Genomic DNA, 22488 nt, shown 5'->3' with positions numbered 1-22488 from the left:
CGGAACCGACCTCGACCCCGTGTCCAAGACGTACGCGCTGACCGGCACTCATCGCGAACTGCTCAAGGCTCAGCGTCCCGTACGACGTCGACATCGACATCACCGCGGACGCACTCGACGCGCTCCGACCGCCTCACCCCAGCCGCTTCGTCAGCGTGTACTCCGTGGCCCCCGGCGGATAGTCCGGGATCACGCACACCACCTCGTACCCCCGCTTCCTGTAGAACTCGGGAGCCTGGAAGTCCCACGTCTCCAGCCGGGCCGACCTGCAGCCCCGCTCGCCCCGCGCGATGCCCTCCGCCTCCGCCAGCAGCCGTGATCCCAGACCCGCGCCCCGCCACCGCTCGTCCACCCACAGGTACGTCACGTGCAGCCAGGTCGTCCAGGTGTGGCCCACCAAGCCACCTGCGAGCCCGCCACGCTCGTCCAACACCCAGACATGGAGCGGAAGTTCACGTTCCGACGGGGTACCGCGCAAGGCGCGCAGGACGGGGGAGGCCGCCGTGTTGGTGTCGCGCAGGCGCGAACGGAGAAGATCGCGCCGGGCTTTGTCGACTTCTGTCTCAAGACGAAACATGCGGCTCACGATAAACGCGCTGGACAGCCAGTTCTGCAATTTACCTTCCGCTCCTGCCCCCCGGCCGTACCCTGATGAGCAGCACCGGTGGGGGCCGGTGCCGATCAGGGGGCGAGACAGTCGGGTACGACGCCCGAAGTGGGGGTAGCAGTGTCCGCACGGCGGCGGCCGTGCGGTGTGCCGTTCCAGTCCCAGGTGGTCAAGGACGACCTGGGGTGCTTCGGGCGCCGTACCTGCGCCCGTGCCGTCTCCCGACGATGAGGTATCCCCTGCTCTTGGAGAGCTTGGGGAAGGGGGTTTCGTGGTTCGCATCCGAGTCCTGGTCGTCGACGACCATCGCATCTTCGCCGAATCGCTCGCCGCAGCTCTTGCGGCCGAGCCCGACGTCGACGTCTCCGCGGCAGGCAGCGGTCCCGCCGCGCTGCGCAGCCTGGAGCGTGCGGCAGCCGAGGGACGCCGCTTCGACGTGCTGCTCGTCGACTCCGATCTGGGCGGGAACGTGCCGGGAGTCCGGCCGGCCGTGCCCGTTCAGGAGGCCAACGAGGAAGGTCTCGTCGACGGGATCTCGCTGGTCGCCGGTGTGCGCTCCGGGCAGCCGGGCGTACGCATCATCGTGCTCGCCGAGAAGGACGACCCGCGGCGTGCCGCGCTCGCCCTCCAGGCCGGGGCCTCCGGCTGGGTGGCCAAGGACTGCTCGCTGTCCCGGCTGCTCAACGTCATCCGGGGCGTGCTGCGCGACGAGACGCATCTGCCGCCCGCCCTGCTCACCGGCGTGCTCAGGGAGTTGACCGCCGCGCGCAAGCACCGCACCGAGAGCGAGCGCCTGGTGGAGTCCCTGACTCCGAGGGAGCGGGAAGTGCTGCGCTGCATGGTCGCGGGGCTGGGCAGGAAGGCCGTCGCCGAGCGGCTGTTCCTCTCGCCCCACACCGTGCGCACCCACATGCAGAACGTGCTCGGCAAGCTGGGCGTCCACTCGACCCTGGCCGCCGTCGCGCTCGCCCGCCGGGCCGGGGTCGGCCCCGTCGACCTAGCCGGGGATGTTGTCGAACGGGGCGGTCAGCTGGCGTAGCAGCCCCGCGAGTTCGCCGCGCTGGGCACGTGACAGCTCGGCGAGGATCGCGCGCTCCTGGTCGAGCAGACCGGCCAGGGCCTGGTCCGCGCGGTCCTGCCCCTCCTCGGTCAGCCGCACCAGCACACCGCGGCGGTCGCTCGGGTCGGGCAGCCGCTCCACCAGGCCCTTCTTCGCCAGGCGGTCGATGCGGTTGGTCATCGTGCCCGAGGTGACCAGGGTCTGCGTCAGCAGCTGCCCCGGCGAGAGCTGGTACGGCGCGCCCGCACGCCTGAGCGCGGTCAGCACGTCGAACTCCCAGGGCTCCAGGCTGTGCTCGGCGAAGGCCAGCCGGCGCGCCCGGTCCAGGTGCCGGGCGAGTCTGCTGACCCGGCTGAGCACCTCCAGCGGTTCCACGTCGAGGTCAGGGCGCTCCCGGCGCCATGCTGCGACCAGCCGATCGACCTCGTCCTCCATGGCGATCAGTGTAGTGGTTGTGTCGATGTGAAGTCTCTTGATGTCAAGTCTCTTGACGTCAAGGTAAACCGGGAGGGAGGCTGGGTACCAGTCCAGTACGCCGAGGAGGCCCTCCATGCCCGCCGCCGCCCCCACCTGGGACCCCGCCCAGTACCTGCGTCACGCCGGCCATCGCGCCCGCCCCTTCGCCGACCTCCTGGCCCGCGTCCCGGACCTGCCCGGCGACCCGCCCCACATCGCCGACCTCGGCTGCGGCCCCGGCAACGTCACCGTCCTGCTCGCCGGCCGCTGGCCCACCGCGCACATCACCGGGTACGACAACTCACCGGAGATGCTCGACAAGGCGCTCGTGGAGCACGAGGGCCCCACATCCGGCGGGGGACGCCTCGACTTCTCGTACGCCGACGCCCGCAGCTGGGTGCCTCCGCGGCCGTGCGACCTGATCCTCAGCAACGCCACCCTGCAGTGGGTCCCCGGGCACGTGGAGCGGTTCGGGGAGTGGATCGCGGGCCTGAAGCCCGGCGGCACGTTCGCCTTCCAGGTACCCGGCAACTTCGGCGCCCCCAGCCACCGGCTCATGCGCGAACTCGCCCACTCCGTCCGCTGGAAGGACCGCCTCGCCGACACCCTCCGCCACGACGACGCCGTCCTCGCACCGGAGACCTACCTGGAGCGGCTGACCTCCCTCGGCTGCGCGGCGGACGTATGGGAGACGACGTACGTCCATCTCCTGACCGGCGAGGACCCGGTGCTCGACTGGGTCAAGGGGACCGGGCTGCGGCCGGTCCTCACCGCCCTCGCCGACGACCCGGCGGCCCAAGAGGAGTTCGTCGGCGAGTACCGGGCGGCCCTGCGGGAGGCCTATCCGGCCACGGCGTACGGCACTCCGTTCCCGTTCCGGCGGATCTTCGCCGTGGCCCGCAAGGAGGCCTGAGGGTGATCACCGCCGTCGACCATGTCCAGCTCGCCGCGCCACCCGGCTCCGAGGAGAGGCTGCGGGCCTACTACGTCGACGTCCTCGGCATGACCGAGATCCCCAAGCCGCCCGCGCTCGCGGCGCGGGGCGGGTGCTGGTTCCGGGCGGGGGCGGTGCAGCTGCACCTGGGCGTCGAGGAGGACTTCAGGCCGGCGAAGAAGTCCCACCCCGGGCTGAGGGTCACGGGCATCGAGGCGTACGCCGCCCGGCTCGGGGCGCATGGCGCCGCGGTGACCTGGGACGACAACCTCCCCGGACACCGGCGCTTCTACTCCGGGGACCCCGTCGGCAACCGGCTGGAATTCCTGGAGCCGGGAGGGGGGCACTGAGGCGGGTTTGCGAGGCGCCGTGACGGCTACTCGACGTGCTGACACCGAAGCCCAGACCTGACCGGGAGTGATCGACGGTGGCGAAGGACCAGAAGGCCAAGGGCAAGACCGAACAGGCCAAGGGGAAGGCGAAGGAAGTCGTGGGCCGCGCGGTCGGCAACGAGCGCATGACGGCCGAGGGCAAGGCCGATCAGGCGAAGGGTGACGCACGCCAGGCCAAGGAGAAGACGAAGGACGTCTTCAAGCACTGAGCCCCGTACGGCACCGCCCCGAAAAGCACCCGAGTCCCGTACCGAGCGTCTCCCGCCGGTACGGGACTCAGCTCTTGCGGCGCCCTATCAGGTGCGGCTTCGCCTCCAGCCCGTCCAGCCCGTGCCAGGCCAGGTTCACCAGATGAGCGGCGACCTCCGCCTTCTTCGGGCGACGCACGTCCAGCCACCACTGGCCGGTCAGCGCGACCATGCCGACGAGGGCCTGGGCGTACAGCGGGGCGAGCTTGGGGTCGAATCCGCGGCTCTTGAACTCGCGGCCCAGGATGTCCTCCACCTGGGTGGCGATGTCCGAGATCAGCGACGCGAAGGAACCCGTCGACTGGGGGATGGGGGAGTCACGGACCAGGATGCGGAAGCCGTCCGTGTTCTCCTCGATGTAGTCCAGGAGCGCGAACGCCGCCTGTTCACACAGCTCACGCGGATGGCCTGCCGTCAGGGAACCGGTCACCATGTCCAGCAGGCGGCGCATCTCGCGGTCCACCACCACCGCGTACAGGCCCTCCTTGCCACCGAAGTGCTCGTACACCATCGGCTTGGACACCCCGGCCTTCGCCGCGATCTCCTCCACCGACGTGCCCTCGAACCCCTTGGCGGCGAACAGGGTGCGACCGATCTCGAGCAGCTGCTGGCGGCGCTCGGCTCCCGTCATCCGGGTGCGCCGCGCTCGCCGCGGCTTCTCATTGCTCGGGGTACTGCTGGAGTCGGTCGCCACGGCGTCAATCATGCCGCCTTCGCCGACTCCTTCCGGGGCGATGAGTCGTCCTGGCCGGTGTTACGGCGTGAATCGATACGTGAGCGTGACGGCCAGCGCACGTCGTACGCCCAGCCGAACGCCTCGAACCAGCGGATGAGGCGCGCCGAGGAGTCCAGCTGGCCGCGCTCCACACCGTGCCGCGCGGAGGTCGGGTCGGCGTGGTGCAGGTTGTGCCAGGACTCGCCGCAGGACAGGACGGCCAGCCACCACACGTTGCCCGAGCGGTCCCGAGACTTGAAGGGACGCTTGCCGACCGCGTGGCAGATCGAGTTGATCGACCAGGTCACGTGGTGCAGCAGAGCCACCCGTACGAGCGAGCCCCAGAAGAAGCCGGTGAACGCGCCCCACCAGGACATCGTGGCCAGACCGCCGATCAGCGGGGGCAGAGCCAGGGAGAGCACCGTCCAGTAGAGGAACTGGCGTGAGACCGCCCGGATCGCCGGGTCCTTGATCAGATCCGGCGCGTACTTGTCCTGCGGCGTCCGCTCCTCGTCGAACATCCACGCGATGTGCGCCCACCACAGGCCCTTCATCAGCGCCGGAAGGGTCTCGCCGAAGCGCCAGGGAGAGTGCGGGTCGCCCTCCGCGTCGGAGAACTTGTGGTGCTTGCGGTGGTCGGCGACCCAGCGGACCACCGGGCCCTCCACCGCCATCGAGCCGGCGATGGCGAGCGCGATGCGCAGCGGGCGCTTCGCCTTGAAGGAGCCGTGCGTGAAGTAGCGGTGGTAACCGATGGTCACGCCGTGGCAGCCGAGGTAGTAGAAGAAGACCATCAGGCCGAGGTCGAGCCAGCTCACGCCCCAGCCCCAGGCCAGCGGGACCGCGGCGAGAAGCGCCAGGAAGGGGACGACGATGAAGAGGAGGAGCGCGATCTGCTCGACCGACCCCTTCTTGTCTCCACCCAGGGTTGCCGAGGTCAGTGAGGTGTCGTCGTTCGCCTTCGGGGCGTCTTCGATCACATCGGAGCTTGTGCTCATGGGGCGTCCCCTGTGGGGTCGAGGTGGGAGAAGGATGTCGGGAAGCGGCTGCTGGAACCGTGCCCGGGTTCCGTTACAACGGTCCCTACGGGTGCGTAACCTACGGCATCGTAAGTATGGCAGCGCGGCGCCCGGCGGCAAGAGCCCGACATTCTGCGCGTCCGCATGGACACCTATCCTTGGAGTCGGTCGGACAGCGCGGTCCGCTCTGATTCATTCCCGGATGCCAGAGCCGTATGCGGCGCCCGCCGCGCGGCCCCTGCCCCGGGTTCCCCTCCCGGACGAGCTTCAACACTGCAAGGAGCCGCACCTGTGAGCAGTGCCGACGACCTGACCACGAGCACCACCTCGACCAACAGTGAGCTGCGAGCCGACATCCGACGGCTGGGAGACCTCCTCGGCGAGACCCTCGTCCGGCAGGAGGGCCCCGAGCTGCTGGAACTCGTCGAGAAGGTCCGCCGCCTCACCCGCGAGGACGGCGAGGCCGCCGCCGAACTGCTGCGCGGCACCGAACTCCAGACCGCGGCCAAGCTGGTCCGCGCCTTCTCCACCTACTTCCACCTGGCCAACGTCACCGAGCAGGTCCACCGCGGCCGCGAACTGCGCGCGCGGCGTGCCGCCGAGGGCGGACTGCTGGCCCGTACGGCCGACCGGCTGAAGGACGCCGACCCCGAGCACCTGCGCCAGACGGTCCGCCACCTCAACGTCCGGCCCGTGTTCACGGCGCACCCCACCGAAGCCGCGCGCCGCTCGGTCCTCAACAAGCTCCGGCGCATCGCCGCACTCCTGGAGACCCCGGTCATCGAGGCCGACCGCCGTCGCCACGACACCCGGCTCGCCGAGAACATCGACCTCGTCTGGCAGACCGACGAGCTGCGCGTCGTACGCCCGGAACCCGCCGACGAGGCCCGCAACGCCATCTACTACCTCGACGAGCTGCACGCGAACGCCGTCGGAGACGTCCTGGAGGACCTCACCGCCGAGCTGGAGCGGGTGGGCGTGAAGCTGCCCGACGACACCCGCCCCCTCACCTTCGGCACCTGGATCGGCGGCGACCGCGACGGCAACCCGAACGTCACCCCGCAGGTCACCTGGGACGTCCTGATCCTCCAGCACGAGCACGGCATCAACGACGCCCTCGACCTGATCGACGAACTCCGCGGCTTCCTGTCGAACTCGATCCGCTACACCGGCGCCACCCAGGAACTCCTGGACTCCCTCCAGGCCGACCTCGACCGCCTCCCCGAGATCAGCCCCCGCTACAAGCGCCTCAACGCCGAGGAGCCCTACCGCCTCAAGGCCACCTGCATCCGGCAGAAGCTGGAGAACACCAAGCAGCGCCTCGCCAAGGGCACCCCGCACCGGACCGGCCGCGACTACCTGGGCACCGCCGAGCTGCTGCAGGACCTCATCCTGATCCAGACCTCCCTCAGGGAGCACCGGGGCGCGCTCTTCGCCGACGGCCGCATGAACCGCACCATCCGCACACTGGCCGCCTTCGGCCTCCAGCTCGCCACCATGGACGTACGCGAGCACGCGGACGCTCACCACCACGCCCTCGGGCAGCTCTTCGACCGCCTCGGCGAGGAGTCCTGGCGCTACGCCGACATGCCCCGCGACTACCGGTCCAAGCTCCTCGCCAAGGAACTCAGGTCGAGGAGGCCGCTGGCCCCGACGCCGGCACCCGTCGACGCGCCCGGCGAAAAGACCCTCGGCGTCTTCCAGACCGTCAAGCGCGCCCTGGAGGTCTTCGGACCCGAGGTCGTGGAGTCGTACATCATCTCGATGTGCCAGGGCGCCGACGACGTGTTCGCGGCGGCCGTGCTCGCCCGCGAGGCCGGGCTGATCGACCTGCACGCCGGCTGGGCGAAGATCGGCATCGTGCCCCTGCTGGAGACCACCGACGAGCTCAAGGCCGCCGACACGATCCTGGAGGACATGCTCTCCGACCCGTCCTACCGGCGCCTCGTCGCGCTCAGGGGCGACGTCCAGGAGGTCATGCTCGGCTACTCCGACTCCTCCAAGTTCGGGGGCATCACCACCTCGCAGTGGGAGATCCACCGCGCCCAGCGCCGACTGCGCGACGTCGCCCACCGCTACGGCGTACGCCTGCGCCTCTTCCACGGCCGCGGCGGCACCGTCGGCCGCGGCGGCGGCCCCTCCCACGACGCGATCCTCGCCCAGCCCTGGGGCACCCTCGAAGGCGAGATCAAGGTCACCGAGCAGGGCGAGGTCATCTCCGACAAGTACCTCGTGCCGTCCCTGGCCAGGGAGAACCTGGAGCTCACGGTCGCGGCCACGCTCCAGGCGTCCGCCCTGCACACCGCGCCCCGCCAGTCGGACGAGGCGCTGGCCCGCTGGGACGCGGCGATGGACGTCGTCTCCGACGCCGCGCACGCCGCGTACCGCACGTTGGTGGAGGACCCGGACCTGCCGACGTACTTCCTCGCCTCGACGCCGGTGGACCAGCTCGCCGATCTGCACCTGGGGTCGCGGCCCTCCCGCCGCCCCGGCTCGGGTGTCTCGCTCGACGGCCTGCGCGCCATCCCGTGGGTCTTCGGCTGGACCCAGTCCCGGCAGATCGTCCCTGGCTGGTTCGGCGTGGGATCAGGGCTGAAGGCGTTGCGCGAGACGGGTGCGGACACCGTGCTCGACGAGATGCACGAACAGTGGCACTTCTTCCGCAACTTCATCTCCAACGTCGAGATGACCCTCGCCAAGACCGACCTGCGCATCGCCGCGCACTACGTCGACACCCTCGTCCCCGACGACCTCAAGCACGTCTTCGAGACCATCAGGGCCGAGCACGAACTGACCGTGCGCGAGGTGCTGAAGGTGACCGGCGAGCGGGAACTCCTCGACGCCGCCCCGGTGCTGAAGCAGACGTTCACCGTCCGCGACGCCTACCTGGACCCGATCTCCTACCTCCAGGTGACCCTCCTCAAGCGCCAGCGCGACGCCGCGGCCGCGGGCGAACAGCCCGACCCGCTCCTCGCACGCGCCCTGCTGCTCACGGTCAACGGCGTGGCGGCGGGCCTGCGCAACACCGGCTGACCGTCCGACGGACACGAGGGTGGCCCCGGGCTTCGCACGAAGCCCGGGGCCACCCTCGTCTCATCTCGTACGTCAGGCCCGGCGCCGCCGGACCATCAGGTAACCGCCCGCGGCGACCAACGCGGCCGCGGCACCGGAGAGCAGACCCACGGGGGCACCGTTGCCCGTCTCGGCCAGGTCGCCCGAACCGCCCTGGGGGGATGCGGAGGCCGCGGCCTCACCGGCCGACGAACTCGGGGACGCGGAGGCCCCGGCCTCGGAGGACGGGGACGAGGAGGCGGACGCGGAAGCGGACGGAGAAGCGGACGTGGACGGAACCGGCGTCGCAGGGCCGCCCTCCCCCGAGTCCTTGCAGTCCGTCCAGAACACCTTGTGCTTCGCGGCGCCCTTCTCGCCGTCGAAGTTCCAGAACAGCTTGTAGTGCCCGTCGGGCAGTGACAGGTCCTCCGTACGGCCGTGACCGTCGGAGGCCAGCGTGATGGCGCCCGTCTTCACGGTCTCGCCCTTGGTGGCGGCCGTGGGAGCCCAGGCCTCGATGTGCCAGTCGACCTGCTGGACGGCGTCGAAGCCGAAGGCGTCCAGGTAGAAGGTGCAGACGTGCGGCTCGTTGCGCCGCAGCTCCTCGCCTGTGGTGGCGTCGTGGATCTTCACGGTCCCGTTGTCGCCAGGAGCGGTGGCGTGGGCGGCGGTCGGAGCGGCGAGCAGCGCTGCCGCGGCGACGGCGCACAGGGCGCCGGCGCGGGTGAGGGTACGCATGGGCAGTCCATCTTCGAGTTACGGACGGGAAGATGTGGAGGGGGCGGCTCAGCTTCCAGCTCCGCCTGACTCAAGGTCAATCACGAACAGACAACACTCAGGTTCTGCACAGGCATGGAGAACGGCGAAAGGTGTCAGATCGTCACGAACGCCGCCGTGAGCAGCGCGACCCCCGAACCCGCCATCACCCACGCAGCGCGCGTCCGCCCCAGCCCCCCGGCCACCACGACCGAGGCCAGCAGCAACGCCCCACCGAACGGCACCCACGCGTACAGGATCCCCGCCGGCCCCGACCGCAGGACCTCGTCGCCGCCCGGCTTCACCACGACCGTGTACGTCTGCCCCTTCGCCACCGCGACCGTCCTCTCGATGACGGCCCGGCCGCGATCCGGCACACCCTGCGAGAGCGGCGTGAAAGGACCCGTGCAGGTGTCCTCCCCGCAACGTGTCACCTCGATCGTGCCGCGCTCCCGCCCCTTCGTCAGCATCACGTACGGCGCCGTCTTCCACGACCCCCACACCCCGGCGATCAGGATCAGCGCCGCGACCGTACCCATCACCGCGAGCCGCCCGAACCGCAGAGCGATGGCCGAGGCCTGACGCGAGGCATGAGGGGAGGCGTGACGGGAGGCCTGACGGGACGGGGCGGCTGTGGCAGGCATGGCCGGGATCATTGGCCATGCTTGTGCGCCCGGTCAACTCCCGCGGGGGACAAGTCAGGAGTTGTACGTGCTTTGCGCCCGCTCCAGCCCCTCGATCACCAGACACTCCACCGCATCCGTCGCCCGGTCCACGAAGTAGTCCAACTCCTTGCGCTCGGCGGAGGAGAAATCCTTCAGCACGAAGTCCGCCACCTGCTGCCGCCCCGGAGGCCGCCCGATCCCGAACCGCACCCGGTGATAGTCAGCCCCCATCGCCTTCGTCATCGACTTCAGGCCGTTGTGCCCGTTGTCCCCGCCGCCCAGCTTCAGCCGCAGCACGCCGTAGTCGATGTCCAGCTCGTCGTGCACGGCCACGATGTTCGCCACCGGAACCTTGTAGAAGTCCCGCAGCGCGCTCACCGGCCCACCCGACAGGTTCATGTACGACATCGGCTTGGCGAGGATCACCCGCCGGTTCGCCGGCCCAGGTGGCCCGATCCGCCCCTCCAGAACCTGCGCCTGGGCCTTCCCGGCCCGCTTGAACTTCCCCCCGATCCGCTCGGCCAGCAGATCGGCCACCATGAACCCGACGTTGTGCCGGTTCCTCGCGTACTCGGGTCCCGGATTGCCCAGGCCCACAACGAGCCAGGGACCATTGGCGGGGGTGGTCACGTCCATGTCTCCTTGGATACGCGCCAGCCGCTGCCCCCGGTGGGAACAGCGGCTGACGAAACGACTACGGTGCGGATCAGGCCTCGGCGACGGCCTCGGCGCCCTCGGACTCCTCGCCCTCCGTGGCCTCCTCCGCCTGCGCGGCCAGGACCTGCAGGACGACCGTGTCGTCCTCGACGGCCAGCTTGGTGCCGGACGGCAGGGTGATGTCCTTGGCGAGGATGGAGGCACCGGCCTCCAGGCCCTCGACGGACACCGTGACGGACTCGGGGATGTGCGTGGCCTCGGCCTCGACCGGCAGCGCGTTCAGGACGTGCTCCAGCAGGTTGCCGCCTGGCGCCAGCTCGCCCTCGGTGTGGACGTAGATCTCGACGGTGACCTTCTCACCGCGCTTGACCAGCTGCAGGTCGACGTGCTCCAGGAAGCCCTTGATCGGGTCACGCTGCACGGACTTCGGGATCGCCAGCTCGTTCGTCTTGCCGTCGATGTCCAGGGAGATCAGGACGTTCGGCGTACGCAGGGCGAGCAGCAGCTCGTGGCCCGGGAGGGTCAGGTGCAGCGGGTCGGAACCGTGACCGTACAGAACACCGGGAACCTTGCTGTCACGGCGGATACGGCGGGCGGCGCCCTTGCCGAACTCGCTGCGGGTCTCGGCGGAGATCTTGACCTCGGACATGATCACTCCTCGTGGAAATCAGGAACGGACGTGGTCACCCGGCCACGAACGGCCTGCTACGAAGAGCGCGTCGATAACGGACAGCCGAACCTCACACAGAGGACGGCCTCCCTCGCCGAGCAACTGGAGCAGTCTACTCGGAGAGGAAGGCCGTACCCAAAAGGATCTTCGCTGAAGAACCCTTACTGCACTGACTGACCGGCTGGCTCACCAACCGGCTGACTGCTACTGCTCGTCGAAGAGGCTCGTCACCGAACCGTCCTCGAACACCTCACGCACCGCGCTCGCGATCGTCGGCGCGATGGACAGCACCGTGATCTTGTCCAGCTCCAGCTCACCCGGCGTGGGCAGCGTGTTCGTGAAGACGAACTCGCTCACCTTGGAGTTCTTCAGACGATCCGCGGCCGGACCCGACAGCACACCGTGCGTCGCCGTCACGATGACGTCCTCCGCACCATGCGCGAACAGCGCGTCCGCGGCCGCACAGATCGTGCCGCCCGTGTCGATCATGTCGTCCACCAGGACGCACACGCGACCCTTCACCTCACCGACCACCTCATGCACGGTGACCTGATTGGCGACGTCCTTGTCACGACGCTTGTGCACGATCGCCAGCGGCGCACCCAGCCGGTCGCACCAGCGGTCCGCCACCCGCACCCGACCGGCGTCCGGCGAAACCACCGTCAGCTTGTCCCGGTCGACCTTCGCACCCACATAGTCCGCCAGAAGGGGAAGGGCGAAGAGATGATCCACCGGACCGTCGAAGAAGCCCTGGATCTGGTCGGTGTGCAGATCGACCGTGAGGATGCGATCCGCACCGGCCGTCTTCATCAGATCCGCGACCAGACGGGCCGAAATCGGTTCACGGCCACGGTGCTTCTTGTCCTGCCGCGCGTAACCGTAGAACGGCACGATGACCGTGATGGAGCGAGCCGACGCGCGCTTCAACGCGTCGATCATGATCAGCTGCTCCATGATCCACTTGTTGATCGGAGCCGTGTGGCTCTGAATCAGGAAGCAGTCCGCACCACGTGCCGACTCCTGATAACGGACGTAGATCTCGCCGTTGGCGAAGTCGAAGGCCTTCGTCGGAACAACCCCGACACCCAGCTGCTGGGCGACCTCCTCGGCAAGCTCGGGGTGGGCGCGGCCGGAGAAGAACATCATCTTCTTCTCGCCGGTCGTCTTGAACCCGGTCACAGCACAGTCTCCTCAGAGGTGTCTCAGCTGGTGGCGATACGAGTATGTGCAGATATCACGGTACGCCGAGTTTGACGCACCCGTTTCCGGTCAGTCTTCGCTCTCACCCTGCCGGGACGCAGCCTCGGCCGCCTTCGCGGCAGCACTCCCCGGACGCTTACGGGCCACCCAACCCTCGATATTCCGCTGCTGGCCACGGGCCACGGCCAGCGAACCGGCGGGTACGTCCTTCGTGATCACGGACCCGGCAGCGGTGTACGAACCGTCCCCGACCGTGACGGGAGCCACAAACATATTGTCCGACCCCGTCCGGCAGTGCGACCCCACCGTCGTGTGATGCTTCTCCTGCCCGTCGTAGTTCACGAACACACTGGCAGCACCGATGTTGGTGTACTCACCGATCGTCGCGTCACCGACATAGGACAGATGCGGGACCTTCGTCCCCTCCCCGATCGACGCGTTCTTCGTCTCCACATACGTACCGACCTTGGCCTTCAGCCCCAGTCGCGTACCCGGCCGCAGATAGGCATACGGCCCCACCGTCGCCTGCGGCCCGACATGAGCACCGTCCGCCACCGTGTTGTCGACCCGCGCACCGGCCTCCACCCGCGTGTCCTTCAGACGGCTGTTGGGCCCGACCTCCGCACCCTCACCGACATGCGTGGAACCCTGCAGCTGCGTGCCGGGATGCACCACCGCGTCCTGCTCGAACGTGACCGTCACATCCACCCACGTCGTCGCCGGATCGACGACCGTCACGCCGGCCAGCATCGCCCCGGTCAGCAGCCGGTCGTTGAGAATCCGGCGCGCCTCGCTCAGCTGCACCCGGTTGTTGATCCCGGCGATCTCGTGGTGATCGCCGGCCACGGAGGCCCCGACACGGTGACCGGCCTCCCGCAGGATCCCGAGCACGTCGGTCAGGTACTCCTCGCCCTGACTATTGTCCGTACGGACCTTCTTCAGGGCGTCGGAGAGGAGTTGACCGTCGAACGCGAACACTCCGGAGTTGATCTCACGGATCGCACGCTGCTCCTCGCTCGCGTCCTTGTGCTCGACGATCCCGGTGACGGCACCCGTCGCCTCGTCGCGCACGATCCGGCCGTAACCGGTGGCGTCCGGGACCTCGGCGGTCAGCACGGTGACGGCGTTGCCGTCGGAGGCGTGGGTGGCGGCGAGCCGCCGCAGCGTCTCACCGGTGAGGAGAGGGGTGTCGCCGCACACGACGACCACGGTCCCGTCGACACTGCCGCCGAGCTCCTCCAGGGCGATCCGTACGGCGTGTCCGGTGCCGTTCTGCTCGGCCTGCACGGCGGTGCGTACGGCGGGGTCGATCTCGGCGAGACGGGCGACGACCTTCTCCCGCGCGTGACCGACGACCACGACGAGGTTCTCGGGCTCCAACTCACCTGCGGCGGCGAGCACATGACCCACGAGGCTGCGTCCGCAGATCTCGTGCAGGACCTTGGGTGTGGCCGACTTCATACGGGTGCCCTCACCCGCTGCGAGAACGACGACGGCTGCCGGGCGAATGGCGCTCACGGGGTTGCCCTTCGGCTGTGGAGTGGGTGGGGACATCCGCAGGATACCGGGGCGTTTCTTGGGGGACATGAGAGCGGGCCCTGACGGTGATGTCACCGGTCAGGACCCGAACTTGGTTTAGCTCCCCCGCCAGGACTCGAACCCGGACAGATGGCACCAAAAGCCACAGTGCTGCCAATTACACCACGGGGGAACAATCTCGACTAAACCGGACATCTAGTCGGGTCGCCGAGTGGCGGCTCCTACTATGCCGTACCACCAGCCCTCGATGCGACGGTACAGATCGGCTCCGTCCCTGACGTCGATGCGGAGGCGGTCGTGGTGGTTCTCCTCGACGTTGTAGTTGTCGACGTGCAGGCGGTCCCGGATCTGGCGGCGGCTGATCCCTGCCCGCCGTAGCGCGACCGGCCGCTCCGGCGGCTCTCGGCGTCGGCGTACTTGCCGAGTGAATGTGCCACAGGCGCACCGTCCGGGCGGAATCCGAGCTTCCGGGGTCGAGTGGTGTGCGATTCGGCAGTTCGAGGGAAAGTGGTTGGTTTCGTGCGCGTTCGGTTACGGACTGTGGTGTAGGCCAGTCACGGAAACTCACCGGAAAACGGGGCGGGGGCGCCCGTAGGCTGGAGGCATGACCACGACGGGGGAAGACCACGCCGCGGCCCGGGGAGGGCCGTGGTGGTGGGTCAGGTGGCGCAGTGCCGTGTTGGACGTCGGCCTGGCGGTGGCGTCCGCGGTGGAGTGTGCGTTCGAGGGGATCCGGTTCGCGCGGGACGCGGGGATCCCGGTGGCCGCGGGGGTCGTGTTCGGGGTGGTGGCCGGCTCCGCGCTGGTCGTCCGGCGGCAGTGGCCGATCGCCGTCGTGCTTGTCTCGATCGCCATCACTCCGGCCCAGATGGGCTACTTGATGGGCATCGTCGGCCTGTACACGCTGGCCGCCTCGGAGTTGCCCCGGCGGATCATCGCGTCGCTGGCGGGGATGTCGCTCGTCGGCATGCTGATCGTGATGTTCGTGCGGGTGCGGCAGGACATGGCGCGGGGGACTTGGGATCTCGGGGACTGGTTTGTTCCGTTCGCTGCGATCACCACCGCGATCGGGATGACGGCGCCGCCTCTGCTGCTGGGTTTGTACGTGGGGGCGCGGCGCCGGCTGATGGAGAGTCTGCGGGAGCGGGCGGACAGTCTTGAGCGGGAGTTGCAGCTGCTGGCCGAGCGGGCCGAGGAGCGGGCCGAGTGGGCGCGGAACGAGGAGCGGACCCGGATCGCGCGGGAGATGCATGACGTCGTCGCGCATCGGGTGAGTCTGATGGTGGTGCATGCTGCCGCGTTGCAGGCCGTGGCCCGGAAGGATCCCGAGAAGGCGGTGAGGAATGCCGCGCTGGTGGGGGACATGGGGCGGCAGGCGTTGACCGAGTTGCGGGAGATGCTCGGGGTGCTCAGGAATGCGGACGGGGCGCGACGGCGTGAGCAGGCGGTGCCGTTGGTGGCGGTGGGGGTGGCCGCGGCGGTGGCGGCTTCGAAGGCCGTGGACGAGGGTGAGGGGCCTTGTCTGTCGGAGTTGGACGAGTTGATCGGGCAGTCGGCGGCGGCGGGGATGGTCGTCGATCTGTCCGTGGAGGGGGACACACGGTCGTATGCGGCGGAGATCGAGCAGACCGCGTACCGCGTCGTCCAGGAGGCGTTGACGAACGTCCACAAGCATGCGGCGGGGGCGAAGACGCATGTGCGGCTCGCGCATCGGGTGTCGGAGATCGCGATGCAGGTGGAGAACGAGCCGCCGCCGGAGGTGTCCTCGGCGTCGTCGGCGCGGTTGCCCTCGGGGGGCAACGGGTTGGTGGGGATGAAGGAGCGGGTCAGCGCGCTGGGGGGCGTGTTCGTGTCGGGGCCGACGGACGCCGGGGGTTTTCGGGTGTCGGCGGTGATTCCGGCCGCGTAGTGCTCGGTGTGCTCGGTGTTCTCGGTGTGCTCGGTGTACTCGGCGGTTCAGCCCGCTGTGAGGCGTACCGGTTCGACGCCCGCGACGAGGCCGGCGAGGGCCTGGTCGATGTCGGGGCCGAGGTACCAGTCGCCCGTGTGATCGAGGGCGTACACGCGGCCTGCGGTGTCGACGGCGAGCAGGGACTGGGTGTCGATCTCGGTGCCGAGGGGGCTGACTTCGGTGTCGAGGGCGCGGCCGAGGTCGCAGAGGGTGCGGGCCATGTGGAGGCCGTGCAGGGGGTCGAGGTGGAGGGCGGCGGGGGCGACCTGGCGGCCGGGGCCCGTGGGTGTGATGTGGAGGCCGCCGAATTCGGCCCAGGCCTCGACGGCGGCCGGGAAGACGGCATGGCGGTGGCCCGCGGGTGAGGCGTGCTCGCGCAGGGCGTCGGCCCAGAACTCGGCCTGCTTTATGTCCCAGCGTCCGGGGAGCCAGCCGGCGGCGCGCAGGGCGGCGTCGACGGGTACGGGGAAGCGCGTGGTGGAGGTGCGGTCGGGGTGCATCTGCCCTTCGATCGTCGAGTTCGCCGAGGTCGTGCCCGGCCGGGGGCCGTCCTGTGGTGCCGGGTGGGGGTTGTCCGTCTGCGGCTAGCCGTTTGCCGCCGCGGGGTCGACGACGCGGACGCCGAAGTGCGCGCTGAGGGCGGTGCAGGCGCGGCAGGGGGCGGCGAAGCCGCCGTGCAGGGGGTCGCCGTCCTCGCGGATGCGGCGGGCGGTGAGTTTGGCCTGCTTGAGGGCCCTGCGGGCCTCGCCGTTGGTCATGGGTTTGCGGGCGGCGCGCTTGCTGCGGGCGGCGTCGGCCGTGGCTATGTGGCGGGAGATGAGGATGGTCTCGGCGCAGCGGCCGGTGAACCGGTCGCGCTGTGCGCTGGTGAGGGTGTCCAGGAAGTCCTGGACGAGGGGGTGCAGGGGCGGGGGCTCCTCGCCGCGGGCGGCGGTGCCGGTGAGGGTGGCGCCACGGACGGAGAGGGCGGCGGCGACGGTGGGGAGTATGCCGTCGCGGCGGTGGCGGAGGGTGGGCGCATGCGGGGTCTCGTCGGCGCTCCAGCCGATGCGCGGGTCGCCGGAGGTACCGGTGTGCGGTGCCGTGTGCGGTCCCGTCTGCGTCACGTTCATGATCGTCATCCCCTCCCGAGCATCCCCCGGACGTCACAGAGTGCCAAATGCCGTGGCTGGTGCGGAAGCTGGGGCGGCGCGACACGCCCGGGTTTGGGCGGGCTGTCACGGCAGGGTGACGGCTGGTCACGGAAGCGGAGGGCGGCTGACCGGTGCCCGGTGACCCGTACGGTCGTACCGCATAGGCTGTCGGCACCGCGATCCATGCGGTCGCTGCGTGGTGTCACACGTGGCGGCGCGTGGTGACACAGCGGTAGTGCGTGGTGACACGCGCGGTGACGGTCGAGACAGAAGTCGACAAGACGGACGTTTGCGACGGACGAGACAGTCGATACGGGGCGTGGCGGGCGGCTTGGGCCGGTCGTTGCGGGTCGTACCAGAGTGCCGCAGGGGGCAACCGCCATGACGACAGGTCGGCTCGGGCAACAAGCCGCGCCGCCGAACGCGGCCTACGCCGGGCAGGTCGTGCATTTCCCGGATCCGGTCCGGGCGGCACGTCACCCGAGAGGGGTACGCATTGACGAGCGCGGTTACCCCGATTTCTCGGCCTACGCGCGTGCCGCTGCGGAGATCGCGGAGCCGCCGGAGGGTTTCGGTGTCGACGAGCTCAGGCTGACGGACTACGTGTCGGCGAACGCGGCGCTGGCGGCTTCCGGGCACGAGTTGTGGGACACGGTGCCCGCGGTGGCGACGCCGCACGGCTGGACGTGGCATCACGTGCTGGGCTCGCGGCGCCTCGAACTGGTGCCGGTCGAGGTGAAGGCGTTGCTGCGGCATCACGGCGGGATCGCGACGTCGAACGTCGACCAGGACAAGCGGGGTACGCGGCCGCTGCAGGAGACGCGGCCGGCGCACTTCGGGCTGCCGAAGTCGGGTGTCGCGGTGACGGAGGCGCAGGTGCAGGGGGTCGAGGAGGACCTCGGCTACCGGTTGCCGGGTGCGTACCGTTCGTTTCTGAAGGCGGCGGGCGGCTGCGCGCCGGTGGGTGCGGCGCTGGACGCCGAGCTGGGGCTGCTGATCGACCAGCCGTTCTTCACGGTGCGGGACGAGGCGGCGGTGAACGACCTCGTCTACGTCAACAAGTGCCTGCGCGACCATCTGACCAAGGACTACCTGGGTGTTGGCTTCGTCCAGGGCGGTCTGCTCGCGGTGAAGGTGAAGGGCGAGCGGATCGGTTCGGTGTGGTTCTGCGCGTACGACGATGCCCGGGACGTCGATCCGTCATGGGTGCCGGCGGACCGTGTGGAGCGGTTGCTGCTGCCGTGCGGTGAGGACTTCGACGCGTTTTTGTCGCGGCTCGCGGGCAATCCGCCGGAGCTGGAGACGGTGGCGAATCTGATGGTTGACGGCGGGTTCGCGCGTCCCGTTTCCGTCTCTTCCGTCTCTTCCGTGGGGGAGTGAGCGTTGCGATGGTGACCTTCGCACAGGCGCAGGAGCGCGCCGAGGAGTGGATCAACGGCGACCTGCCCTCGTACCAGCATCGTGAGGTGCGGGTACGGGAGTTCGGGCTCGGGTTCGTGCTGTGGGCCGAGGACCGGGCGGACGGGCCGCGTTCGGACGGGGGCGGTCAGCGGCTGGTGATCGCCCGCGACAGCGGCGAGGCGACGCTGTGGCCGTCGCTTCCGGTGGGCGAGGTCGTCCGCCGGTACGAGGAGGAGTACGGCCGCCCGGACGAGACCGGTGAGCCCGCCCCGGCGCAGGCGGCTCCGGCACGGGTGGATCTGAATCAGACGTCGTTCCTGCTGAGTCCGCCGGAGTGGTTGCAGGAGGCGGCGGACAAGTTGGGCATCCCGGATCGGCGGAGCGGCGCGGGTGCCGCTGGTGCCGCGGCCGGTTCGTCGGGTGACGGTGCGTCCGGGGGCGGAGCGCTGCCCGAGACGCAGGCGGGGGTGCCGGCCGGGTCGTCACCGGTTGCGCCCGGTGGCGGTGCGGGGTGGCCGGAGGCCGGTGCGAGCGGTGCCGTGCCGGCGGACGCCGGGGCTGCCGGCGTGCCCGCCGGGGCGACTCCGTGGGCCGGGACCGACACCAACGCGGAGGTCGGCGACGACCGTTCCGTTCCGCTGCCCGCGACCGTTTTCGCGCCGCCGTTGAGCGAGTCCGGCGAGGACACGCCGCCCGAGGCCAAGACGGCGCTGATGTCGGGCGGCAGCCAGCTGCCGCGCACGACGTTGGCACCGGCGGTCGACGAGCCGGGTGCATCGGGTGCATCGGGTGTGCCGGGAGCGCGCGGGGCGTCGAACGCGCCGGGTGCACCGGGCGGTGCGCCGGTGTCTCCGCCGCCGCCCGGGCAGAGTGGGACGCCGTACGGGTACCCCCAGGGTCCGAGCGGTGCCGCCGTGCCGGGCACGCCGCCGCCGGCTGCTCCTGTGCCGGGTGGCACGCCGCCGCCCGCGCCTTCGACGTACGGCTATCCGCAGGGGCCGGGGGCCGGCGCCGGGCCCGACATCACGCCGCCGCCTCCTGTGCCGCCCGCGCCTTCCTACGGCTACCCGCAGGCGCCCGGCGGGGCGCCCGGTGCGCCTCAGCCGCCGGCTGGTCCGGGGCGGCCGCTCGCGCCGAACGCCGGGGACATCGCCGACGCCGCGACCAGCAAGGCGGCGCCCCCGCCGCGCCGGAGTTCGACGACGCCGCACCCGCCGAGTGCCCCCGGAGCTCCGGGTGTGCGGCCGGAGAGCATGCCTCCGCCCGGTCCGGGCGCCGGCGGTTACGTTCCGACGCAGCTCGTGTCCGCGCTCGGTCCCGACGGACCCGAGGGTCCGGGCGGGCCGGGGGCTCCGCAGGCTCCTGGCGCTCCTGGGGCGCCTGGAACTCCCGGGGCACCTGGCGCACCCGCTGGTGCGCCGCATCCGCCGGGTGCCCCCCATCCGCCCGGTGCGCCGAACGCGCCCGGCGGCACCCCTCCCGGCGGTGTCCACCATGCCGCCACGATGCTTGCCGACCCCGGTCGGATGGGCCCCGGTGGAGGCGCCCCGCAGCCTCCGGGTGCGCCGGCCTTCCCCGGAGCCCCGGGCGCCCCCGGCGCACCGAACCCGCCGGGCGGCCCGGGTGCGCCTGGTGGCCCCGGCGCTCCGCAGCCTCCCAGTGCGCCCGGAGTGCCGGGCGGGTCCGCGGGTGGGCGCGGAGGCGCCGTTCATCATGCGGAGACGATGCTGGCCGCGCCGCCTGTGGGCGGGCCCGGCGCGCCCCCGCCGCCGCAGGCCCCCGGCATCCCCGGCGCTCCGGCCGCTCCCGGTATGGCGGCGCCGCCCATGCCGCAGCCGCCCATGCCGCAACCGTCGATGTCCCAGCCGCCCATGCCGCCCGGTCAGCCCGTGCCCGGTCAGCAGCCGGCGTACGGCTACCCGCAGCAGGCGCAGCCGACGGTGGGCCCCGGCTACCAGGCCGTCCTGCGCTACCGCGCGCAGGACGGTTCCGAGCAGCAGCTGATCCGGCGGTCGGCGCCCGGCACCCCGCACCCGGAGTGGCAGATCTTCCACGAGCTGCGGGGCATGAACGTGCCGCCGGACCAGGTCCTGGAACTGCACACGGAGCTGGAGTCGTGCGAGCTGCCGGGTGCGTACTGCGCGCGGATGATCCGTGAGCAGTGGCCGCAGGCGCGGATCGCGAGCATCGCGCCGTACGGCATGGATCACGCGAGCCGGCAGCAGGGCATGCAGCAACTGATCGCGCACCAGGGCGAGTTGCACCAGGTCGCGGACGGGCCGGCGCGCCCGGCGCCGGTGCGCGCGCCGTTGCCGCCGGTGCAGGCGGTGCCGCCGATTCCGCCGGAGGGGATCGCGCAGGAGATGGCGGGGGCGTTCGGGCCGGGTGTGTTCCGGTTCGAGCAGGCGGCGGTGTCCCGGCAGGGCGTGCCGCCGATCGTGGCGCAGGCGCTGGTGGTGGCGGGGCTGCCGATGGACATGGGCCCGTTCTTCTGGGCGCAGGCCCAGCCGGGGCGGCCCGTGCCGACGCTCGCCGAACTGGCGCAGGAGCGTGGTGTGCAGCCGGCCGCGGACGCGGGCTCGTACCTCGTCATGGGCAGCGACTTCGGCCGGGCGATCTGTGTGCAGTACGGCACGGCGAACATCGTGGCCGTGCCGGTGGAGGCGGGTCCCGGTGGGGCACCCGTGCCGCCGCAGTTCGTGAACACGGGGCTGCCGGAATTCCAGCGGTGCCTGGCCCTGCTGGGCCGGATGTGGCGCCTCAGGTTCGGGCTGAACCAGGAGCAGGCGGGCCGCTGGACCGTCGACTTCCAGGCCCAGCTGGCCTCCCTGGACCCGGCGGCGCTCGGTTCACCGGAGAGCTGGTGGTCGGTGCTGCTGGAGCAGATGTGGGACGGGCTGCTGTGATGCGTCGGCGCTGAACCACCTGATCCGATCCCGAGGGGCCGGGCCGGTCGTTTCGACCGGCCCGGCCCCTTTCTGCGCCCGCCGCGCCCGGAGTGTCGCGTTATGAACACTTGAGTCCGATATATCAAGATGTGCGCGCACTCATGATTTCCGCGCCCGTTCGGCGGAGGGTCCGGCAGAGAGGGGTTCCAGGATGAGCAGCGCATCGGTCTCGCCCCACGGCTTCTGGGTCGTACGGGGGCGTGGTTACTGTCCCGACCAGGTCGACGCCTTCGCCGACGCCCTCTCCCGGGACCGGGACGCCGCGTGGGAGAGGGCGGCCCGTCTCACCGTGCTCGCCAAGGACATGGACGCGGAGGCCGCGCTGCTGCAGGAGACGGTGGCGCAGCTGGCCCCGCAGACGTACGAGACGCTCGGGGAGGGTGCGCGGCAGCTCTTCCAGTGCGTGGAGGAGGAGGCCGCGGCGGTACGGGAGCGCGCTCGGCAGGAGGCGCAGCGCCTGTTGGACGAGGCGCAGGAGTACGCGACCGGCGTGAGCGACGCCGCACAGGCGCACGCCGACGCCGTATGCGGTGAGGCCGACGAACGCGCCCGGCAGCGGCTCCTCGCGGCGCAGACCGAGGCCGACAACATCCGCATCGGCGCCCGGCGTGCGGTGAAGGCGGGCCGCGGCGAGGCGCTGGCGGCGCTGCGGGAGGAACGGCAGCGCGCCTCCGTGATGCGCGCCGAGCAGGCCAGGGAGTTCGCCGAGCGGTTGGCCGAGCTGGAGCAGATCGAGACCGAGCGCGTGGCCGCCCGCGAGGTGCGGGGCACGGAGCGGCTGACGCGGGCGAAGGAGGAACTGGCCGAGGCGAAGCGGGCGTTCGGCCAGGCGCAGGAGTTCGCCCACCGGTCCATGGACGAGGCACGCGCGCGTGCGGCCGAGATCCTCGCGGGAGCGCGGCTGCGGGAGGAGCAGATCGTCCGGGAGACGGAGCAGGTGCTGCGGGAGCACGGGGAGCGGTCGGACGAGGTGCAGGCGCAGATGGACAACGTACGCAACAGTCTTACGGCGTTGACGGGTTCGACGTCCGGGGAGTGAGGGCGGGGGGCGCGGGACTCCGCCCGGCCTCACCCGGGCTCCGCCCC

21 protein-coding genes and 1 tRNA gene are annotated in these 22488 nt (G+C 70.7%); 9 read left to right on the top strand and 13 right to left on the bottom strand.

Translation table 11 applies throughout. The features are described 5' to 3' along the window. Window positions 1-133 precede the first annotated feature (133 nt). Window positions 134-577 carry a GNAT family N-acetyltransferase gene (locus OG870_RS19335; RefSeq protein WP_266515835.1) on the bottom strand — a complete coding sequence of 148 codons (444 nt, stop codon included), beginning with the start codon at window positions 575-577 and terminating at the stop codon, window positions 134-136. Between the two features lie 301 nt (window positions 578-878). On the opposite strand from OG870_RS19335, the gene OG870_RS19330 reads away from it, so the two are divergent. Continuing rightward, complete coding sequence (locus tag OG870_RS19330; protein WP_266515832.1) at window positions 879-1646, top strand: LuxR C-terminal-related transcriptional regulator; 768 nt, start codon at window positions 879-881, stop codon at window positions 1644-1646. Here the strand turns inward: OG870_RS19330 and OG870_RS19325 are convergent. Then, entirely contained in the window at window positions 1605-2102 is a 498-nt protein-coding gene (locus OG870_RS19325; protein WP_266583954.1) for a MarR family winged helix-turn-helix transcriptional regulator, read from the bottom strand. The genes OG870_RS19330 and OG870_RS19325 overlap by 42 nt on opposite strands. 115 nt (window positions 2103-2217) lie before the next feature. Between OG870_RS19325 and OG870_RS19320 the strand changes: the two genes are divergently transcribed. The 3 genes from OG870_RS19320 to OG870_RS19310 all read left to right on the top strand — a co-directional run bounded on the left by OG870_RS19320 (window position 2218) and on the right by OG870_RS19310 (window position 3658). Then, window positions 2218-3036 carry a trans-aconitate 2-methyltransferase gene (locus OG870_RS19320; RefSeq protein WP_266583956.1) on the top strand — a complete coding sequence of 273 codons (819 nt, stop codon included), beginning with the start codon at window positions 2218-2220 and terminating at the stop codon, window positions 3034-3036. Window positions 3037-3038: 2 nt separating this feature from the next. Further along, window positions 3039-3407: a VOC family protein gene (locus OG870_RS19315; protein WP_266583958.1), complete on the top strand. Its 369-nt coding sequence runs from the start codon at window positions 3039-3041 to the stop codon at window positions 3405-3407. 77 nt (window positions 3408-3484) lie between these two features. Next, window positions 3485-3658, top strand: a complete 174-nt coding sequence (locus tag OG870_RS19310) for a CsbD family protein (RefSeq protein ID WP_266583960.1) — start codon at window positions 3485-3487, stop codon at window positions 3656-3658. Window positions 3659-3725: 67 nt separating this feature from the next. On the opposite strand, the gene OG870_RS19305 is transcribed toward OG870_RS19310, so the two are convergent. Further along, complete coding sequence (locus tag OG870_RS19305; RefSeq protein ID WP_266515818.1) at window positions 3726-4403, bottom strand: TetR/AcrR family transcriptional regulator; 678 nt, start codon at window positions 4401-4403, stop codon at window positions 3726-3728. Next, the gene (locus OG870_RS19300) at window positions 4400-5410 is read right to left on the bottom strand and encodes an acyl-CoA desaturase (RefSeq protein ID WP_266583962.1); all 1011 of its coding nucleotides are present in this window, start codon (window positions 5408-5410) and stop codon (window positions 4400-4402) included. The genes OG870_RS19305 and OG870_RS19300 overlap by 4 nt, the downstream gene beginning before the upstream one ends. A gap of 312 nt (window positions 5411-5722) precedes the next feature. Here OG870_RS19300 and ppc point away from each other — a divergent pair, with 312 nt between their 5' ends. Then, complete coding sequence (ppc, locus tag OG870_RS19295; RefSeq protein WP_266515813.1) at window positions 5723-8464, top strand: phosphoenolpyruvate carboxylase; 2742 nt, start codon at window positions 5723-5725, stop codon at window positions 8462-8464. Between the two features lie 72 nt (window positions 8465-8536). Here ppc and OG870_RS19290 read toward each other — a convergent pair whose 3' ends face one another. The 7 genes from OG870_RS19290 to OG870_RS19260 all read right to left on the bottom strand — a co-directional run bounded on the left by OG870_RS19290 (window position 8537) and on the right by OG870_RS19260 (window position 14141). After that, complete coding sequence (locus OG870_RS19290) at window positions 8537-9220, bottom strand: LPXTG cell wall anchor domain-containing protein (protein WP_266583964.1); 684 nt, start codon at window positions 9218-9220, stop codon at window positions 8537-8539. A gap of 134 nt (window positions 9221-9354) precedes the next feature. Beyond that, complete coding sequence (locus OG870_RS19285) at window positions 9355-9894, bottom strand: hypothetical protein (RefSeq protein WP_405624486.1); 540 nt, start codon at window positions 9892-9894, stop codon at window positions 9355-9357. A 42-nt stretch (window positions 9895-9936) separates the two neighbouring features. Then, window positions 9937-10539, bottom strand: a complete 603-nt coding sequence (gene pth / locus OG870_RS19280) for an aminoacyl-tRNA hydrolase (protein WP_266583966.1) — start codon at window positions 10537-10539, stop codon at window positions 9937-9939. 70 nt (window positions 10540-10609) lie between these two features. Continuing rightward, window positions 10610-11209, bottom strand: a complete 600-nt coding sequence (locus OG870_RS19275; RefSeq protein WP_266515804.1) for a 50S ribosomal protein L25/general stress protein Ctc — start codon at window positions 11207-11209, stop codon at window positions 10610-10612. Between the two features lie 225 nt (window positions 11210-11434). Then, window positions 11435-12409, bottom strand: coding sequence for a ribose-phosphate diphosphokinase (locus OG870_RS19270; RefSeq protein ID WP_266515801.1), 975 nt, complete (start codon window positions 12407-12409; stop codon window positions 11435-11437). Between the two features lie 90 nt (window positions 12410-12499). Continuing rightward, entirely contained in the window at window positions 12500-13948 is a 1449-nt protein-coding gene (gene glmU / locus OG870_RS19265; RefSeq protein WP_266583968.1) for a bifunctional UDP-N-acetylglucosamine diphosphorylase/glucosamine-1-phosphate N-acetyltransferase GlmU, read from the bottom strand. Between the two features lie 121 nt (window positions 13949-14069). Further along, window positions 14070-14141 (bottom strand) — tRNA-Gln (locus tag OG870_RS19260). Window positions 14142-14573: 432 nt separating this feature from the next. Here OG870_RS19260 and OG870_RS19255 point away from each other — a divergent pair. Then, entirely contained in the window at window positions 14574-15878 is a 1305-nt protein-coding gene (locus OG870_RS19255; protein WP_266515796.1) for a sensor histidine kinase, read from the top strand. Between the two features lie 47 nt (window positions 15879-15925). Here the strand turns inward: OG870_RS19255 and OG870_RS19250 are convergent, their stop codons facing one another. Together OG870_RS19250 and OG870_RS19245 are read right to left on the bottom strand one after the other, a co-directional pair. After that, entirely contained in the window at window positions 15926-16420 is a 495-nt protein-coding gene (locus OG870_RS19250) for an SUKH-3 domain-containing protein (RefSeq protein ID WP_266515794.1), read from the bottom strand. 84 nt (window positions 16421-16504) lie between these two features. Further along, entirely contained in the window at window positions 16505-17041 is a 537-nt protein-coding gene (locus OG870_RS19245) for a YwqJ-related putative deaminase (RefSeq protein ID WP_266583970.1), read from the bottom strand. Between the two features lie 393 nt (window positions 17042-17434). Here OG870_RS19245 and OG870_RS19240 point away from each other — a divergent pair, with 393 nt between their 5' ends. The 3 genes from OG870_RS19240 to OG870_RS19230 all read left to right on the top strand — a co-directional run bounded on the left by OG870_RS19240 (window position 17435) and on the right by OG870_RS19230 (window position 22441). After that, window positions 17435-18433, top strand: a complete 999-nt coding sequence (locus OG870_RS19240) for an SMI1/KNR4 family protein (protein WP_266520357.1) — start codon at window positions 17435-17437, stop codon at window positions 18431-18433. Window positions 18434-18441: 8 nt separating this feature from the next. Then, window positions 18442-21360, top strand: a complete 2919-nt coding sequence (locus OG870_RS19235) for an SUKH-4 family immunity protein (protein WP_266583972.1) — start codon at window positions 18442-18444, stop codon at window positions 21358-21360. A 193-nt stretch (window positions 21361-21553) separates the two neighbouring features. Further along, window positions 21554-22441, top strand: a complete 888-nt coding sequence (locus tag OG870_RS19230; RefSeq protein ID WP_266583974.1) for a cellulose-binding protein — start codon at window positions 21554-21556, stop codon at window positions 22439-22441. The last annotated feature ends 47 nt before the right edge of the window (window positions 22442-22488 follow it).

Source organism: Streptomyces sp. NBC_00461, from assembly GCF_036013935.1.
Taxonomy (GTDB): domain Bacteria; phylum Actinomycetota; class Actinomycetes; order Streptomycetales; family Streptomycetaceae; genus Streptomyces.
The sequence above is the reverse complement of the archived record's forward strand: the minus strand, read 5'-3'. Positions and strand labels throughout refer to the sequence as shown.

Excerpts from the sequence above, each read along its gene's own strand:
- OG870_RS19335 (WP_266515835.1), bottom strand. The coding sequence starts at position 577 with ATGTTTCGTCTTGAGACAGAAGTCGACAAAGCCCGGCGCGATCTTCTC.
- OG870_RS19325 (WP_266583954.1), bottom strand. The coding sequence starts at position 2,102 with ATGGAGGACGAGGTCGATCGGCTGGTCGCAGCATGGCGCCGGGAGCGC.
- OG870_RS19320 (WP_266583956.1), top strand. The coding sequence starts at position 2,218 with ATGCCCGCCGCCGCCCCCACCTGGGACCCCGCCCAGTACCTGCGTCAC.
- OG870_RS19305 (WP_266515818.1), bottom strand. The coding sequence starts at position 4,403 with ATGATTGACGCCGTGGCGACCGACTCCAGCAGTACCCCGAGCAATGAG.
- OG870_RS19300 (WP_266583962.1), bottom strand. The coding sequence starts at position 5,410 with ATGAGCACAAGCTCCGATGTGATCGAAGACGCCCCGAAGGCGAACGAC.
- OG870_RS19290 (WP_266583964.1), bottom strand. The coding sequence starts at position 9,220 with ATGCGTACCCTCACCCGCGCCGGCGCCCTGTGCGCCGTCGCCGCGGCA.
- OG870_RS19285 (WP_405624486.1), bottom strand. The coding sequence starts at position 9,894 with ATGATCCCGGCCATGCCTGCCACAGCCGCCCCGTCCCGTCAGGCCTCC.
- pth (WP_266583966.1), bottom strand. The coding sequence starts at position 10,539 with ATGGACGTGACCACCCCCGCCAATGGTCCCTGGCTCGTTGTGGGCCTG.
- OG870_RS19275 (WP_266515804.1), bottom strand. The coding sequence starts at position 11,209 with ATGTCCGAGGTCAAGATCTCCGCCGAGACCCGCAGCGAGTTCGGCAAG.
- OG870_RS19255 (WP_266515796.1), top strand. The coding sequence starts at position 14,574 with ATGACCACGACGGGGGAAGACCACGCCGCGGCCCGGGGAGGGCCGTGG.
- OG870_RS19250 (WP_266515794.1), bottom strand. The coding sequence starts at position 16,420 with ATGCACCCCGACCGCACCTCCACCACGCGCTTCCCCGTACCCGTCGAC.
- OG870_RS19245 (WP_266583970.1), bottom strand. The coding sequence starts at position 17,041 with ATGACGATCATGAACGTGACGCAGACGGGACCGCACACGGCACCGCAC.
- OG870_RS19240 (WP_266520357.1), top strand. The coding sequence starts at position 17,435 with ATGACGACAGGTCGGCTCGGGCAACAAGCCGCGCCGCCGAACGCGGCC.
- OG870_RS19235 (WP_266583972.1), top strand. The coding sequence starts at position 18,442 with ATGGTGACCTTCGCACAGGCGCAGGAGCGCGCCGAGGAGTGGATCAAC.
- OG870_RS19230 (WP_266583974.1), top strand. The coding sequence starts at position 21,554 with ATGAGCAGCGCATCGGTCTCGCCCCACGGCTTCTGGGTCGTACGGGGG.